This window comes from Legionella sheltonii, assembly GCF_026191355.1.
Classification (GTDB): domain Bacteria; phylum Pseudomonadota; class Gammaproteobacteria; order Legionellales; family Legionellaceae; genus Legionella; species Legionella sheltonii.
The window spans coordinates 128,173-143,217 of record NZ_JAPHOQ010000003.1 but is presented as its reverse complement, the minus strand read 5'-3'; the positions used below and the strand labels follow the sequence as shown (position 1 = coordinate 143,217).

The following is a 15,045-nucleotide window of genomic DNA, read 5'->3' as shown; positions in this document are numbered from 1 at the left end:
ATAGGCCGTATAGGGATCGAACCTATGACCAAGAGATTAAGAGTCTCCTGCTCTACCAGCTGAGCTAACGGCCCATTTTAAAAGGAATTATAATTACATCCACAACATGTTGATTACACATAAAATAGTAGCTGATAAAGATAAATTTTGCCATATGACCATGAATTATCATAAAAGTTGATATTAGCGTTTATTTTAAGTGCTCGAATCTCATCCTATTCAATAACAAACAATTTAATCCCAGACATGGCAAACCATTACCATTCCGGGATTTTTTTAAGTAGGAGACTCTACAGGATAAAGTTTTGCAGTTCCATAATTCTCTCGATACGTCAGAAACAGGAAACCGATAACCCCCATTGCCAGGGTAACAGGAATAACGCCTACCCCATAAACAAAAGCATTTGCTTCACGAATACCGCCATTTGCATTGATTACAAAACCAATCAATGAGTGAAAGGCATAGCCAAAAATCATGATGATCATATTGGCAATCGCCGTGGTCAAACCTGCAAGATGCTCTGGCACAAAAGTTGAAACTTTATAAATCGCCAAGATTTGATAAGCGCAACACATTCCAACCAATATAAAGGATATTGTAATGGTGGATACGGTTAACTTCCCAGCAATAAGTAAGGTGAAGATCACGAACATGGTTATTCCTGCGGCAATAATCGTTCCCAAGTAATATCCGGTTTTTTCCGCGATTAAACTTAAAATGGGCGAGCCAAAACACATTCCTATGAAAATCATTGAAGGCAAATAATTTGCTGTCGAGGTATTCAAACCATAAACCTGTTTTAAAAAGCCCGATCCCCACACATCAGAAAAACCTTCAAGTGGGCCTAGCATCAATCCTGCAAACAAACAGAGCAAAATTACCTTTTTGTTGGTAAACACCGTTTTGATATTTGTAAGGGCTGATGCCTGATAAGTAGGTTTCTCGTCAGGTACAATAAAATAAGTGATGCAGGCAAGAATAAGTCCAACAGCAATAAATACTTCGACTACCATTTTATAGCCCACTGCATGACACATATAACTAACAGGACCGCCACCATAAACAGCTCCTATCAGTCCTATCATCACAGAAAAACTGAGCATTCTAGAAAAATGCTGTTCTTTGAACGTCATCCGTATTATTTTAAATGTCCCCAAAATTGCAGCTGAAGAGCCAATACCAATGAGTGCTCTTCCTATAAGAGGATAGGCCCAATGGTCTGCAAAAATAAGAGGTAACAATCCAACAACAGGAAGCAAAATGCATAAAGTCATCACTTTTCTAGGACCATAACGATCCAGCATAATCCCGATTGGCAAATGCATTAAAGAATAACCAAGATAATAAACACCAGAAAACTGCCCAAATACTGTCGCATCAATGTGAAATTGCGATGTAATATCATCCATCATGATATTGGGCATTACTCTTAGAACATATTGGTACGCATAAAATATGGACGCAACAATCCATACAAACCAGGCAACAATTCGTGATGTAGACATAAAAATCCTCGAAAAAACAAGCAGCCAATTGATGCACAATGACTATAACCTGCGCATCAGTATATTCTAATACATTTCTTTTGAAATATTATTGCAAATATAGGCGGTCAACGAATAAATTTGAATTTTTATTTCACCGTATTATCATTTATTAGAATAAAATGCTAAAATATAAAATATTTATGTAATTTTTAAAAATTATGGACCGTACAGATAAAAAAATTCTTGATATCCTGCAATCCAATTGCCAAATCAACAACCAGGAACTCGCGGACATGGTGGCTTTATCTCCCTCACCTTGTCTTCGCCGAGTTAAGTTGTTAGAAGATCAAGGTTACATCAAGAAAAAGGTTGCCCTTCTTGAACCTGAAAAAATAGGTTTAAAATTATCCGTGATTGTTTTAGTTGGATTAAACAGTCATCAGCCTTCCGTGATGAGTCAGTTTGAAGAAGCGGTGCGTTTTCTTCCTGAAATAGTTCAGTGTTATTTAATCACTGGACAATCTGCAGATTACGTATTGAAAGTAATTGTACCTGATCTCAATGCCTATCAATCTTTTTTATTGGATAAACTAACCCGCATCAATGGGGTAACCAGCGTACAATCCAGTTTTATATTGAGAACGATTTGTGAAACAACGACGCTGCCATTAGATCATCTCGATTAATTTTATTCCTTCATCCATTAAGTAATTTATTTATAATGCAATTTTATTGATTTAATTCCATAAAAAAAGTATTGTGCCAAAGAAATTTTAACAAGGAGAAATTTATGACATTGAAGTTTTTACCCTTGGCTCTTTTAGGGTTATTTTTTGCAAATGCTGCAACTTCTGCTCCGCTTCCCAAATACATTGACAAAGACGGCCCTGTTTGCACGAGCATGCTATGCGCCTTTAAAAGCCCCGGCGGCCTCTATGTAAGCGGTACTGGGTATTATGTACAACCAAGTGAAACCGGTCTTGGTTTAGTCACTGACAGCTGGTTATTCGTTGTACCTGGCGGCACCCAAGCAGAAAGCAAACCCTTTGCTCCCGATTATCAATGGGCTGGAAGTGTTGCTCTGGGTTATGATATACCTATGTCTGCAAATAATATTGAAGTCAACTATCTTTATTTAAAAAATAAAACCCACGCTGTAAATAGTTTTGCTAACGGCTCTATTTTATTTGGAAGTATTTTATTCCCAGATGCCACCATCCCCAAAGCTTTTCTTCCAGGACTGGTCAGTGACGCTTATTTAACTTATAGAGTGGACCAAGCAGATGTGCGAGTAGGAAGAAAATACAGTGATACTTCCGGTGTATTTAAAATACGTCCCTCTCTTGGGGTGCGTTATGCGCAGATAACCCATAACCTTTCATTTATGGCTCCCGGACTGGTAACAAGCAAATTCAGTGGTGCGGGTCCTTTAATCAGCTTGGATGGCCATTATGACCTAGCCTATGGTTTTGGTTTGCTTGGTTATTTTGATTATGCACTCATGGCAGGTTCTATGCAGTCCTTCTCAGAAGTTTTCCTGGGAACCAACTTCAGTTTCAACTGGCCTAAACGCAACCGGGTTGTTAATAGCGTTACTGGTAAAATTGGTCTGGACTATACGCATGCCCTAACGAATACAGCAACATGGACTGCTGCAGTGGGATATCAAATCAATGAATATCTGAGTTCTATGGATACACTGAGAGGATTTACTGGCATAGGTGGTTTAGGACCTCAGCGCATTGCTGGCAATGAAACCAATAACTTCTCATTCCAAGGACTGTTTTTAAGCCTTACTTTGCATGCATAAAAAAGTCGATTAGGACAATCCTGGCTACACCCAGGATTGTCCGCTCTCAAAGCGCCTCTTTTTCTATGCTCTCTACAGTCCCCTCAAATTAAAATTTCTGGAATTTGCTTTCTTCATATACCCAAGGTATACAATTTAAGGTAATGCTTACATACATGTCATTGAATAAAAGGATATAAGAGATGACAAAAACAGTTGATTTTTTACTCATTGGCGGAGGACTTTCCTGCGCATTTAGTGCGGACACTTTGAGAAAAGAAGGTGCTAATGGCAAAATCACCATACTATCGGAAGAAAATTTTCTCCCCTACCTCCGTCCTCAACTCGCTAGAGGATTTTTGATTGGAGCACGAAAAAAAGAACAGCTGGTTTTATTCGATGCAGATTATTATAGAAAAAATGATATTGAGGTGCTACTTAATACCAAAGCGCTATCTGTTGATACCGAAAAAAAGAGAGTCAAAACGGATCATGCTGGGAACATATACTTTAACCAATTGCTTATTGCCACGGGTTGCAGCCCCCAAAGGGTTTGTCTACCAGGAAGTCAATTAGATAAGATCTACTACCTTAAAACAATTCTCGATGCCCAACCCATCATTCGTGAAATAGAAAATGCAAAAAAAGTCGTCATTTGGGGAGGAAGCTATATTAGCGTTGAGATCGCCTCCTTATTGGTCAAAAAAAAGATAAAGGTCACTATTGTTACCGAAGAATTCCATTTGTTCAATGTCAGTTCTTCTGCTGAGGTTGCTGCCTTTATAACTCAAAATGGCGTTGAAGTACTCCTCAATGAAACAGTAAAAAAATTTAACGGTAAAAATCAGGTTCACTCAGTGGAGACCAGCACAGGAAAAATTTTATCATGTGACTTTGTAATCATTAGCGATAAATATTTTCCGGTTACTGATTTTCTCCAAGGCAGTGGCATTGAAGTCAATGACGGCATAATTGTAGATCAATACCTACAAACAAATAAAAAAGATATCTACGCCTCGGGTGATGTTGCTAATTTCTTTGATCCCGTATTTAGAAGAGGTCACCGAAATGGAGGAGTGGATAATGCGATCAAACAAGGAAAAATTGCCGCATATAATATGATGGGAATGAGGAAAAGCTACCACAGTGCATCCTATTTCAATCTCCATGCCTTTGATACATATATTGTCATTATTGGTGATACAACGGATGCTACAGAGCGAATTGTAAGAGGATCTATTAAGGAAAAGAATTGCTCAATATTGTATTTAAAAGATGGATTGTTGCAAGGTGCCTTTTTTTCTGGGCGCCCTATAGAAGAAATTAAAGCTGCAGAATCACTCATTATCAATCGAGTAAATATAAAGGCCCATAAAAAAAAGCTTTTTGATGTAAACTTCCGCCTGGAGAAAATTGCACTCCAAACAATTCTTACTCTACAGGGAGGAGGTGCTTTAGGGGCTTTTGAATGTGGCGTGGTCAAGGCCATGGAAGAGTATGGCGTTTATCCAGATATTGTTTCCGGAATTTCTATAGGCGCATTTAACTCCGCAATTATTGCTGGAAATCCAAAACATGCTACTGAGGCATTAGAAAGTTTTTGGAGTGATCTTGCTTTGGATACGTTGCAGGTTTCCGATGAGCAAACTCGGCGTATTCTCTCTTCTTGGCAGGCTATGATTTGGGGCTCCCCTAACTTCTTTCACCCCAAATGGACAATGCCAATATTTAGTGCTGCTCAATCTCCAATACACTGGACAAGTTTTTACGATACTTTTTACGTTAAGGATCTTTTACGCAAATACATTAATTGTGATACGTTAAAGGACAGCCCCATTCGTCTACTGGTCATGGCAGTTAATGTTGAAACATCTGAATTTGAAACGTTTGATAGTTACACTGATAACATCACCCTAGACCATATTCTTGCCAGTGGCAGTTTGCCTCCAGGCTTTCCATGGACAACAATTAATCATAAACATTACTGGGATGGAGGAATCATAAGCAATACCCCAATTGATTCAACACTCGATGTCTGCGGCCAATCCAACAAAAAAATTTATACCGTTGAGCTCTATTCAAGGCATCGGGCCCTTCCTCAAAATATGATTGAAGTTCTCTCAAGAAAAGATGAGATCTTATACTCAGAAAAGATAAGAAAGGACATACGAACCACCGATCTTATCAACAACTATAAAAAGCTAATTGAACAAATTTTGCGTTTATGTGAACCTAAAGTGGCTGAAGAAATCAGACAATTCCCTGCTTACATTCAAGCAATGGGTGATGCGGGCATACAATCCATCACGCGAATTATCCGCGAAGTAGGGAAAAATGAACCCTATTCATGGGACTCTGATTTTTCAAGAGAGACTATAGAGCAACATAAGAAAAATGGTTATAAAACAGCTAAGAAAATCCTGGAAAAAGAAGCATTGAAAAAGAAACCGCTTAAATAAATCGGACTTATCCTGATAGGACTAAGTTAAGCCAAAATAACTCCTCCCTACATCTCGAGAGGTAGAAATGGACCAAATTGAGTTAAAAATTCTTTACCTAGTGTCATAGAGACAGATTGTAACCTACAATTAGAATAAAATTCATGTTATATCGGTTGTATTGTTTCTCAGTATGAAAAGGACCATCATGCTCTGGGCACTGATTTCTCTATTTTTCTTCTGGTTAGTTTTTCGAGAGCTCACAGGCAATTTACCCATATCCAAAGGATATCTTATCACGGTACTGAGCTTGGCTTTGTTATTTGCATGGCCTCCATATCATCACTGGCACTTTGAACGTTTTTTAACAGCTATAGCCGGCCAACTTGCTGAAAATCACCCGGCAAAAGTACATTGCAATACTTTATTTGACACACTGTTTGATGAAGAACCCAGAGTTTATGGTCATGCTGATCCTAAAACTGGATATATTGTCATCCAATATCCGAGATGCTCTCTATTAATGGATTATCTTCACCATCCTGCACTCGCAAACATGCAAGAATTGATTAGTTTGGATATCCTGACCCATGAAAGCATGCATGCACGTGGTGAATACAATGAAGCGAAAACTGAATGTGAGGCAGTACAAAGAAACTATCGCACAGCAAAACTGCTTGGGGTTCCAGACAATATTGCGAAACAAAATGCTCTTGACTACTACAATGGCTTTTACCTGAAACGTCACGATGGTTATTTCTCAAAAGAATGTGCTCCCGGTAAAACCCTGGATGAACATTTAAATGATTCAACCTGGGATGAATAATTAGGGCTGCTTAAGGCGAACGCAGATAACCTTCAGCAAGTAAACGCGGCAAAATCTGTTGTCCCAAAATTGAAGCAAATTGATGTCCGCTAGTCTTAAAATGAGCATCTAACCACACAAAATGATCAATCTCACTGCCAGGAACTGGAATGCCTTCAATACGCACAAAATAGGCGCGCATCACCAATAATGCATCTTCATATATAGCCTGTGCTTGGAACTCATCATAAGGAATAACGGATAGGACACCGACATTCAATTCTTCAAATAATTCCCTTCTTAATGCGTCTTCATCCGTTTCTCCACATTCTATCTTACCTCCAGGGACAATATACTCATTGGGTGGTTTTCCACGTTTATGTACTGCCAATACTCGATACTGTGCATCAAAAATTAATGCACCTGCTTTAAAAATAGTTTTCACCAATTGATTCATTTTCTAATACCTTATCTGTTAAGTCAGTTAATTGGTTTAAAATGGCTATAGATGGATTACTAATACTCTTGGAAGTAGTAAACACCGTATTACATTGTTCGCATTGGTGTTGTTGATGAGGAACTACAGCAAGAACTTCTGTATCAAAATGAGCGTGATAGCAACTAGGACAGCTTAGACTGGTTAAATAGAGTTTGAGTTGAGGAATTGCTTTTTGAATTTGCAATACACGTACCATTTCAATATCCAGAAGAATTCCATTGACCCAAACTTCGCTATACGTGTTATCGATAACGCGCTTTTTTTCACTATTGTACGCGTGGACATGAATTGCACTTTCCTCCAAACGTGGTGCCGTCCAAATAATTGAAGGATTTGACCCCCAAATCTGGAATCCACCTGCATATCGTGTGCTATCTAAATATATTTTACGTTGCGGCATTATCGAGGGTCGCTTTACTAATTTATCATCTAGTATCTCTTTGAATCGAATCACCGGATTTGCAACACAACGCTTGTTGGTTAGGGTTAAACCGCCACAAAAGGTACAATAATGTTCAAAAGAAGGGAGAACTGAGGACAAGTCCTTATCTAGTATTTCTGCGCCGCAATGACTGCAATTCAAACTCACGATATCAAAATCAAAAATTGAGCTCATGGTGTAACTTAGAGCACACTCTTCAGTAAGTGTCATCGTTTTTTCTTGCCAGATGAGCTCAACTTCCGGGAAAGATTGGTCTATGATTTTTTTGCGCGAGTGAGCCATTCTTGCATGAATATGAACACCGCGATCAAATTTCTTATCGTGGCTATCAAACACTGCAGGTAAAGCACCCCATGCAGCTACTCCCCCAGGGAAATCATCCAGATTGATTGAAATGGATGTACGTTTCAACATTGAAATGTCATTGAGCATAGAGATACCTTAAAAATAATCAAAGTATCCCTCGCCCTACAAGTTGAATAAGACATTACAAATCGGGAGGGACTCGAGAATAGATGTAATCATCAACTTGCGTGGATGCGATAGAATATAGAGAAAACTTTTTTGGATGTCAATGTAAAGAATAAAGTGCGGTAGTTGACTAAACCTAATCATTTCAAGGAATATAAGAAAATCTAAATGATATAACTATTCAAATTACAATGATAAAAATACTCCTATACCATACGATGATTGGTTCATGTTAAAAAAAATAACACTTTTAATATTATTGTTAACAGGATTGTTAAGCTGCAATAAACGAGTTGAACAGCCAATCTTCTCACCACCTAATAAATTTCCTTCCAGTACTAAAAATTATAAGCCGGTAAATGATTTACCCTATGTTGCCTGGTGGCAGCAATTTCATGATGACGAGTTAAATCAATTGATTGAGACTGGCTTAAAGAACAATATGGACATTCATATAGCTCTAGGAAACTTACAACAAGCACAAGGCGAATTGCAGCAAGTTAAGCTTAGCTGGATACCTATAGTACAAATATTTGCTGGTTATTCCACAAACCCCGCACTGGGGGCGCCTGGGGCATTTTTAGGAGTATGGCCCTATTATTTTTTGAATATTATGAAACTTTATACGCAACAGAAACAACTTACGTATAATGTTCAATATCGTCTCGCTGCAATTGAAGCAACACGCCTGACATTAATTGCTCAAGTAGCATCAGCTTATTTCACATTAATCGCTCAATTAGAACAATTGAGATTATTACAACAATTAGATAATGACTTAAAATCACTCGTTAAATTGAGCAAAGGAGAAATTAAAATTGGATTAGAAAATGAAATTACTTTAAGCCAATTGCAAACCGATGAGCAACTTGTTGCAGCCCAAATGAAACCTGTTTTGTATAATATCGTATTCAGTGAAAATGCACTTCGTTATTTGATTAATGCAAATCCAGGGAACGTTAAAAATAAACATAACTTCTCAAAAATTGATTTTTCTCGCTTTAAACCTGGCAGCTTACCTGCTACGGTATTAAATAATCGTCCTGATTTGAAAATGGCTCAATATGCATTAAAAGCTTCTCATGAAGGAATTAAAGTGGCTTACAGTGATTTTTTCCCTGGATTACAACTCGATGACTTTCTTGGTGACGTACATCTACCCCATAGTAACTTTGCCCAGGCAACGGATGCCTACGTTAATTGGACTATTCCACCAAGTTCTCTTGGTAAAATTGCAGCAAGCAAAGGAGCTTATAATGCTCGAGTTTCCGAATTTAATAAAACAGTGAAACGAATTTTAAGAGAAGTTGATAGCGATTACTCTGCCAATAGACGCATGAATGAAAAATTTGTGGCTTATTTACGCGCTGAAAAAAATTATCGCCATAAATATAAATTGCAACAAGGTCTGCTAAAAACAGGGCTTCTTTCTTACAAAGAATTATTACAAAGCAAAATCTATTTGGATAACTTGGCACTCTCAACGAATCAAGCTAAATTGGAACTTGCTATGTCATTGGTTATTTTGTATCAAGACTTGGCTGGAGGATATGCTTACAGTAACTAGTTATTGGGACTAGTCGTAGCGTCACTGCATTTTAGGGGCTTAAATCCCGAGTGGCACCAGGGATCTTCATGGTGTAGCACCGTGTTACGATGCGAGATCCCTTGTGTCACTCGGGATGAAGGATTTTTCGCTGTGCTCTATCCCGGGCTACATACTCATTTTAAGGCTGACCATATATTTTATGATAAAATTTACTCGAACTCGTATCCACATGAAACAAGGTTTTACTCGATTAAAACACTGGCTCACTATAGCCAATATCATCATTTTTATTGGCTTTTTAACGACAATTATCTATCTTTTTTCTTTTTTATTTCCTTTTACCGATAATGCATTTGTCGTCAATAATGTGCGCCCTGTCGCGGCCCTTGCAAATGGTTATATTACAAATCTTTATATAAGAAATGGTGATTTTGTCAAAAAAGGCCAAAAGCTCTTCACCGTATTTCAAAAACCCTATATCTATGCCCTAGAACAACTCAGCGCAGACTTAGCAGGCGCAGAAGCAAGACTTGCTGCTTTAAAAGCAACCTATGAACGCCATCTCAAACTCAGTCAAAATGAGCAAAGGAATTACATTAAGCTCAAGTTGGATGACCAAAAATTTCGTAAAGGTTATTTATTAAAATCGGTCTCACTTATTACCTTACAAAATTCGCAGCAAGAAACAAAAGCAGCTAAAGACAGATGGGATGCGGCTTTAAAACAACTAGAAATTGATCAGCATCAGATAAGAGCCCAAGAAAATGAAATTAAATCCCTGTATGCCCGTTTAAAAAATGCCAAGGTCAACTTGGAACAAACCGATGTATATGCGCAAAGTAATGGCATTATTCAAAATTTGTTTTTTAGTGTCGGAACACCGGTAAATATGAACCAACCACTTTTTTCTTTAGTTGATACGGATAATATTTACATTCAAGCGAACTTTAACGAAACCGATTTAGGTCAGGTGCGTAAAGGTTCGAAGGTATTGGTATTCCCTAGAATGTATTTGGGAAGAAAAATGTTTCATGGTGTGATTGACTCTGATTATTGGTCGGCCAATAGGCAGTTAGTGGATAACCGCACTCAGTTACAAAATGTCATCAACGAAAATCAATGGATCTTATTACCACAAAGACTGCCGGTGATTATCCGAATCACGGATCCCGATCCCGATTACCCACTACGTCTTGGAACAAGTGCTTATGTCTATATCAAAGTTTGAGCAATGGCTTGATGGGGTTGATCCATATGCCTTACAAAGGATCACTCTTTATAAGTCTCTTGTTGTTGCGACAGTGCAAGTGTATGTTTATTGGTTATTTCAACCCGTAAGTTTTCTGGCTTTCTTTTCACCTTTTCTTTTGTTGTCCCTCTATGAAGCGCCAGTGCTACCTACCTTTAAAGAAAAGGAATGGTTACTGATTTTTATCGGAATTGCAGTGATCCTCATTAGCGTGTCTTTTTATCTTGTTTACCCATTCCGTGGCGTCTTTTTCTTTTTTTCAATATTTGTCTTCGCAGCAACCTATTTTTGCGTATTAAAATATTTCTATGCGTTAAAAAGTTTATCCATGCTGCTTATCGCTACCGGAGCCGTTGTTCTAAGCACCGAACCACCTGCAAATCTTGAGGTGGCGTATGGTTTTATTTCATCCACTGCGTTATCAATAACCACGACCTTAATTTGTTTGAGATTTTTTCCCAATATGTATTTGATCATATGGAATAAGGCGCTGCAAAAATTCATTTTATACCTCGAAGAAGATATTGATTCGGCCCTTAATCAAGATCGTAAAAGCCCTATAGGAGAAGAAATTCAACATTTAGGAATGGTTCGAAATTATCGGCGACTGCTTCCCAAGAAGTACATAATGCAAACTTATCGGGTTTCAGTATACATCCGAAACATTCAACATTCTTTGGACAATCTATATTATGAGACCAAGAATGAACTATTTTGGCATGGCGTCAAAAATAATCTTTCTCGGCTGAGACATAATATGGATACTTATACTCCATGCGGCACGCCGACCTTATATGTAGCCCCTAAAACCCAATTGCAGTTTTATATTGCCCGCTGTCTGCAACTGGCTTTTCTCCGTTGGAATAAATTATGCTCACTGCGGAAAAACTAAAAAAGAAGCTTGATTACGCACGGTTTACTCAATTGACAATTATGTTTATGGTCGCCATGTGGGTTTATTTATTTACGACTATTCCTCACAAGTGGTGGGTTTTGCTGACCGTCATTATGGTCAGTGCGGGAATCGAACCTGGGTTAATTATTAGAAGAGCCATCCATCGTATTGGGGGTACTTTTGCCGCATTGTTAGTTTTAATTCCCTTGATTTATCTAATGCAGGTAAATTATCGAATAATCCCGATTGTATTTATTGTCGCGATCATTGGATTAGCTGTCACAGCATTAAATACAAAACGGTACGATATCAGTGTTTTTTTCATTACGCTTGTCGTTTTTTTGCTTTTAGCGCAAACAACCGACGCAAACTCCCCCGAGGGGCCATTTGAAATGGTACTGAATCGAGGGATATGTACGCTGATTGGCGTTTTTATTGTTTTGGTTGGCGATTATTTTTTATTTCAAGCCTATCGTTATTCACAAAAACTTTATTTATTTCACCAAATGATGGTATACAATTTTTTTAACGATACCATGCAGCAAATCGTCAAATGCCGAGCTAAAAAAATTAATACCTTTATTTTTGTTGAAAAATTGCGTGGCCAAGTCATTAAACATTGTGCTCCTATCGCAATTAGTTCTGAGAACTTGAAACTTGAGGTAAAAATCAGTGCCGAAACCAAAAGAAGGGTCGACCTTTTCCAAGAAACAATTTGGGACCTACGAAGGCTTATCTTTGCGTTATGTGTTTCAGAGTTTGTTTTACATTCCTCAACAACAACTGAAAAACATTTACAACAGTTTAAGATATTAATGAAGAAAGCAAAGGACAATTTTATATATACTGAAGATATTTTAGAATAGGCTCTCCTGGATCATAAAATGTCACAGTCGCACGCTCCAGGATGACGGGGTTCGTGACACGTCATCCCGAACGTAGTGAAGGATCTCCAACCCATGGCTCGAAATTCATCAAGATGACGGAGTTGGGCATTTGCTACATTCTATGAGCCCGTTCAGTATTATATTCACTCGCTTCTGGGGTAACCTGATTTAAAATTTCGGCTCTCTTTTCTGTAATAACTCGATTTAAAATTCTTAATTCAGAAACCGCATCTGTTTTCTTTTGCTCTAAGGCAGTCAAAAGCTGATTCAAATTATCAATATGTTCAGATTGATTTGAAATTTCGGTGTCTAAATACAACTTTTGAGAATCATACTGCTCCATCGGTGAAGCACCCGCCGCTTGTCTTCCAAGAAAACGACCAGTCCTGCTGGAATCTGCAAGTACGCTATTTAACTGCGCGCGATATGCTGCTTCGGAAGTTTCTACGGTGTCATAATTATTTTGATGCGCTTGATTTCTTTCCTTAAGCCGCTCCAAACGTTCTTGCGCATCTACTATGTTTTGATTGCAGCGATCAATTCGTTCTTCCAACTGCTCAAAATGGGGTCCGTATGAGCGGTTAATCTCGAGTAATTGGCCCAAGGTCAATTGTTTAAAATATTGACGCAGTTCAAAAGCAGTTCTATTTGGAAATTTTGACATGGTTTACTCCTTAACTTACAAAAAACAAATAATATCCTTTTGTTACCCAGATAAAAAGTTATTTTACCATGTTGGTTGTTTATGACACACTTCTTGATTGGAAATTATGAAAACCTGGAGTAAGTGAAGTGTTTTACAAAAAAATGTTATTTTATTGCATCTCACCTAAAGTATTAGAATTATCACCATTAAGCGTGTGGATTAGATTAATTTTAATGAGCTCAGCCAATGTCTTAGCCTCCATTTTCCGCATGACATTTGCACGATGAACTTCTACAGTGGATATAGATATATCAAGCTCATGAGCAATTTGCTTATTTAATTTTCCCTCAATAACAAAATCCATCACTTGGCGCTCACGTTTGGTTAGTCGTTCAAGACGTTCAAAAAAATCAGATTGCGATTGGAGAGGATAATTATACGTTTTTTTAAGCAATTTTTGCGTAATTTCAAGTAAATGCTGATGATTCACTGGTTTAAGAATAAAATCGGATGCTCCGGCTTTCATTGCACGAACAACCATTGGAATATCACCATAACCGGTAATCATAATCACTAAAAGTTGCGTTTTTGATACATTCAGATGCTGCTCTAGTAACTCCAATCCACTCATGACTGGCATACGCACATCAATAATCAAGCACCCTCTTTGCTTCATATCATAATGTTCAAGAAACTCCTTCGCATTACTGTAGGTGTATACGGGGATGTTTACTGATTCAAATAACCAACGAAGCGCTTGGCAAAGCTCAGGATCATCATCTACGATAAAAACTGCAGCATCGGTGAAATCCATCTCTATTTCCTTAGTGAATGAGTACTAAGTTGAAAACAAGTAATTCATACAACAGGATATTGCTATTCCCAAACAGAATCCAATTACAATGGGCTCGTTGTCTTGATAACTCCGGTTCCTTCATCACAAAAATTCACTCTTATTATAATTTTAGCAGTTTTTTTATCTATTGTGACGCACTGAGGTTTTTGAGTTTATTAGGGTTTACCTCAGCTGTGTAAACCCCATTAGTCATATTACGATTACGATTTGAATAATAACAAAACAATTTAATTGAGCAAATAGAAAAAACATCCAATTTTTTAGCAGGAGGTTTATTTATGGAAAAAAAAGTAGCAGTTGTTACCGGTGGCACTGGAGGGATAGGTACTGCAATTTGCAGACGTCTCGCAGCAAATTATAAGGTTGTTGGCTGTTACTTTAAGAATGGCAAACATGACGAAGTATTGCAATGGCAAACCCTGCAAAAAAAAGCAGGTTATAATATTGAAGTTCTCTTTGCAAACCTAGTCAATTTTTCTGATTGTGAAGCAATTACAAACTCAATTATAGAACGCTTTGGTCGTATTGATATTTTAGTAAATAACGCCGGATCTACCTGCGATGTCAGTCTAAAAAAAATGGAACCACATCATTGGCAACAAGTAATTGATGCCAATTTAACAAGCACATTCAATATCACCCGTAATGTACTTCCTTTCATGATAGAAAAAAATTTCGGGCGTATTGTGAGTATTTCATCCGTTAATGGCCGAAAAGGACAATTAGGTCAATGCAACTATGCTGCAACCAAATCCGCTTTATTTGGATTCACCAAGAGTTTAGCGCTGGAAGTTGCAAATAAAGGGATCACCGTGAATACTATTTCTCCCGGTTATATTGAAACTTCAATGCTGACCACTATGAAAAAAGAAGTCATTGATAAAATTACCAAGAGCATTCCTATAGGACGCCTTGGAAAACCTGAAGAAATTGCCAACGCAGTATCTTTTTTAGTGAGTGAAAATGCGGGATTTATCACAGGTTCTAACCTGGATATCAATGGGGGCCAATATATGTAGCGCCGAGCATCT

Annotated in this window: 14 protein-coding genes and 1 tRNA gene; 9 read left to right on the top strand and 6 right to left on the bottom strand. The window is 37.9% G+C overall.

Annotation, left to right across the window (positions count from 1 at the left end; genetic code table 11):
• Nucleotide 1: 1 nt before the first annotated feature.
• Nucleotides 2–74: transfer RNA gene (locus OQJ26_RS04440), tRNA-Lys, on the bottom strand.
• Nucleotides 75–276: 202 nt separating this feature from the next.
• The gene (locus OQJ26_RS04435) at nucleotides 277–1,506 is read right to left on the bottom strand and encodes an MFS transporter (RefSeq protein WP_265702752.1); all 1,230 of its coding nucleotides are present in this window, start codon (nucleotides 1,504–1,506) and stop codon (nucleotides 277–279) included.
• A 200-nt stretch (nucleotides 1,507–1,706) separates the two neighbouring features.
• On the opposite strand from OQJ26_RS04435, the gene OQJ26_RS04430 reads away from it, so the two are divergent.
• The 4 genes from OQJ26_RS04430 (at nucleotide 1,707) to OQJ26_RS04415 (ending at nucleotide 6,541) form a co-directional block, all read left to right on the top strand.
• A complete protein-coding gene (locus tag OQJ26_RS04430; RefSeq protein ID WP_265702751.1) occupies nucleotides 1,707–2,174 on the top strand; it encodes an Lrp/AsnC family transcriptional regulator in 468 nt (155 codons plus the stop codon).
• A 104-nt stretch (nucleotides 2,175–2,278) separates the two neighbouring features.
• The gene (locus tag OQJ26_RS04425) at nucleotides 2,279–3,298 is read left to right on the top strand and encodes an Lpg1974 family pore-forming outer membrane protein (RefSeq protein WP_265702750.1); all 1,020 of its coding nucleotides are present in this window, start codon (nucleotides 2,279–2,281) and stop codon (nucleotides 3,296–3,298) included.
• Nucleotides 3,299–3,480: 182 nt separating this feature from the next.
• Nucleotides 3,481–5,736 (top strand): FAD-dependent oxidoreductase, encoded by a 2,256-nt coding sequence (locus OQJ26_RS04420; RefSeq protein WP_265702749.1) that lies wholly within the window; start codon nucleotides 3,481–3,483, stop codon nucleotides 5,734–5,736.
• 187 nt (nucleotides 5,737–5,923) lie between these two features.
• Nucleotides 5,924–6,541 (top strand): hypothetical protein, encoded by a 618-nt coding sequence (locus OQJ26_RS04415; RefSeq protein ID WP_265702748.1) that lies wholly within the window; start codon nucleotides 5,924–5,926, stop codon nucleotides 6,539–6,541.
• Between the two features lie 10 nt (nucleotides 6,542–6,551).
• Here OQJ26_RS04415 and OQJ26_RS04410 read toward each other — a convergent pair whose 3' ends face one another.
• Both OQJ26_RS04410 and OQJ26_RS04405 read right to left on the bottom strand, forming a co-directional pair.
• Nucleotides 6,552–6,977 (bottom strand): NUDIX hydrolase, encoded by a 426-nt coding sequence (locus OQJ26_RS04410; protein WP_265702747.1) that lies wholly within the window; start codon nucleotides 6,975–6,977, stop codon nucleotides 6,552–6,554.
• The gene (locus OQJ26_RS04405; protein WP_265702746.1) at nucleotides 6,949–7,875 is read right to left on the bottom strand and encodes a hypothetical protein; all 927 of its coding nucleotides are present in this window, start codon (nucleotides 7,873–7,875) and stop codon (nucleotides 6,949–6,951) included. Before OQJ26_RS04405 ends, OQJ26_RS04410 begins: the two co-directional genes overlap by 29 nt.
• 286 nt (nucleotides 7,876–8,161) lie before the next feature.
• Between OQJ26_RS04405 and OQJ26_RS04400 the strand changes: the two genes are divergently transcribed.
• The 4 genes from OQJ26_RS04400 (at nucleotide 8,162) to OQJ26_RS04385 (ending at nucleotide 12,491) form a co-directional block, all read left to right on the top strand.
• Nucleotides 8,162–9,499 carry a TolC family protein gene (locus tag OQJ26_RS04400; RefSeq protein ID WP_265702745.1) on the top strand — a complete coding sequence of 446 codons (1,338 nt, stop codon included), beginning with the start codon at nucleotides 8,162–8,164 and terminating at the stop codon, nucleotides 9,497–9,499.
• Between the two features lie 181 nt (nucleotides 9,500–9,680).
• Nucleotides 9,681–10,709 (top strand): HlyD family secretion protein, encoded by a 1,029-nt coding sequence (locus OQJ26_RS04395; RefSeq protein ID WP_265702744.1) that lies wholly within the window; start codon nucleotides 9,681–9,683, stop codon nucleotides 10,707–10,709.
• The gene (locus tag OQJ26_RS04390; protein WP_265702743.1) at nucleotides 10,690–11,622 is read left to right on the top strand and encodes a hypothetical protein; all 933 of its coding nucleotides are present in this window, start codon (nucleotides 10,690–10,692) and stop codon (nucleotides 11,620–11,622) included. The genes OQJ26_RS04395 and OQJ26_RS04390 overlap by 20 nt, the downstream gene beginning before the upstream one ends.
• On the top strand, nucleotides 11,601–12,491 hold the full coding sequence (locus tag OQJ26_RS04385; protein ID WP_265702742.1) for an FUSC family protein: 891 nt from the start codon (nucleotides 11,601–11,603) through the stop codon (nucleotides 12,489–12,491). The genes OQJ26_RS04390 and OQJ26_RS04385 overlap by 22 nt, the downstream gene beginning before the upstream one ends.
• Nucleotides 12,492–12,624: 133 nt before the next feature.
• On the opposite strand, the gene OQJ26_RS04380 is transcribed toward OQJ26_RS04385, so the two are convergent.
• Together OQJ26_RS04380 and OQJ26_RS04375 are read right to left on the bottom strand one after the other, a co-directional pair.
• Nucleotides 12,625–13,176 carry a coiled-coil domain-containing protein gene (locus OQJ26_RS04380; RefSeq protein WP_265702741.1) on the bottom strand — a complete coding sequence of 184 codons (552 nt, stop codon included), beginning with the start codon at nucleotides 13,174–13,176 and terminating at the stop codon, nucleotides 12,625–12,627.
• A gap of 151 nt (nucleotides 13,177–13,327) precedes the next feature.
• The gene (locus OQJ26_RS04375; protein ID WP_265702740.1) at nucleotides 13,328–13,972 is read right to left on the bottom strand and encodes a response regulator transcription factor; all 645 of its coding nucleotides are present in this window, start codon (nucleotides 13,970–13,972) and stop codon (nucleotides 13,328–13,330) included.
• 320 nt (nucleotides 13,973–14,292) lie between these two features.
• Here OQJ26_RS04375 and phbB point away from each other — a divergent pair, with 320 nt between their 5' ends.
• The gene (phbB, locus tag OQJ26_RS04370) at nucleotides 14,293–15,033 is read left to right on the top strand and encodes an acetoacetyl-CoA reductase (RefSeq protein ID WP_265702739.1); all 741 of its coding nucleotides are present in this window, start codon (nucleotides 14,293–14,295) and stop codon (nucleotides 15,031–15,033) included.
• The last annotated feature ends 12 nt before the right edge of the window (nucleotides 15,034–15,045 follow it).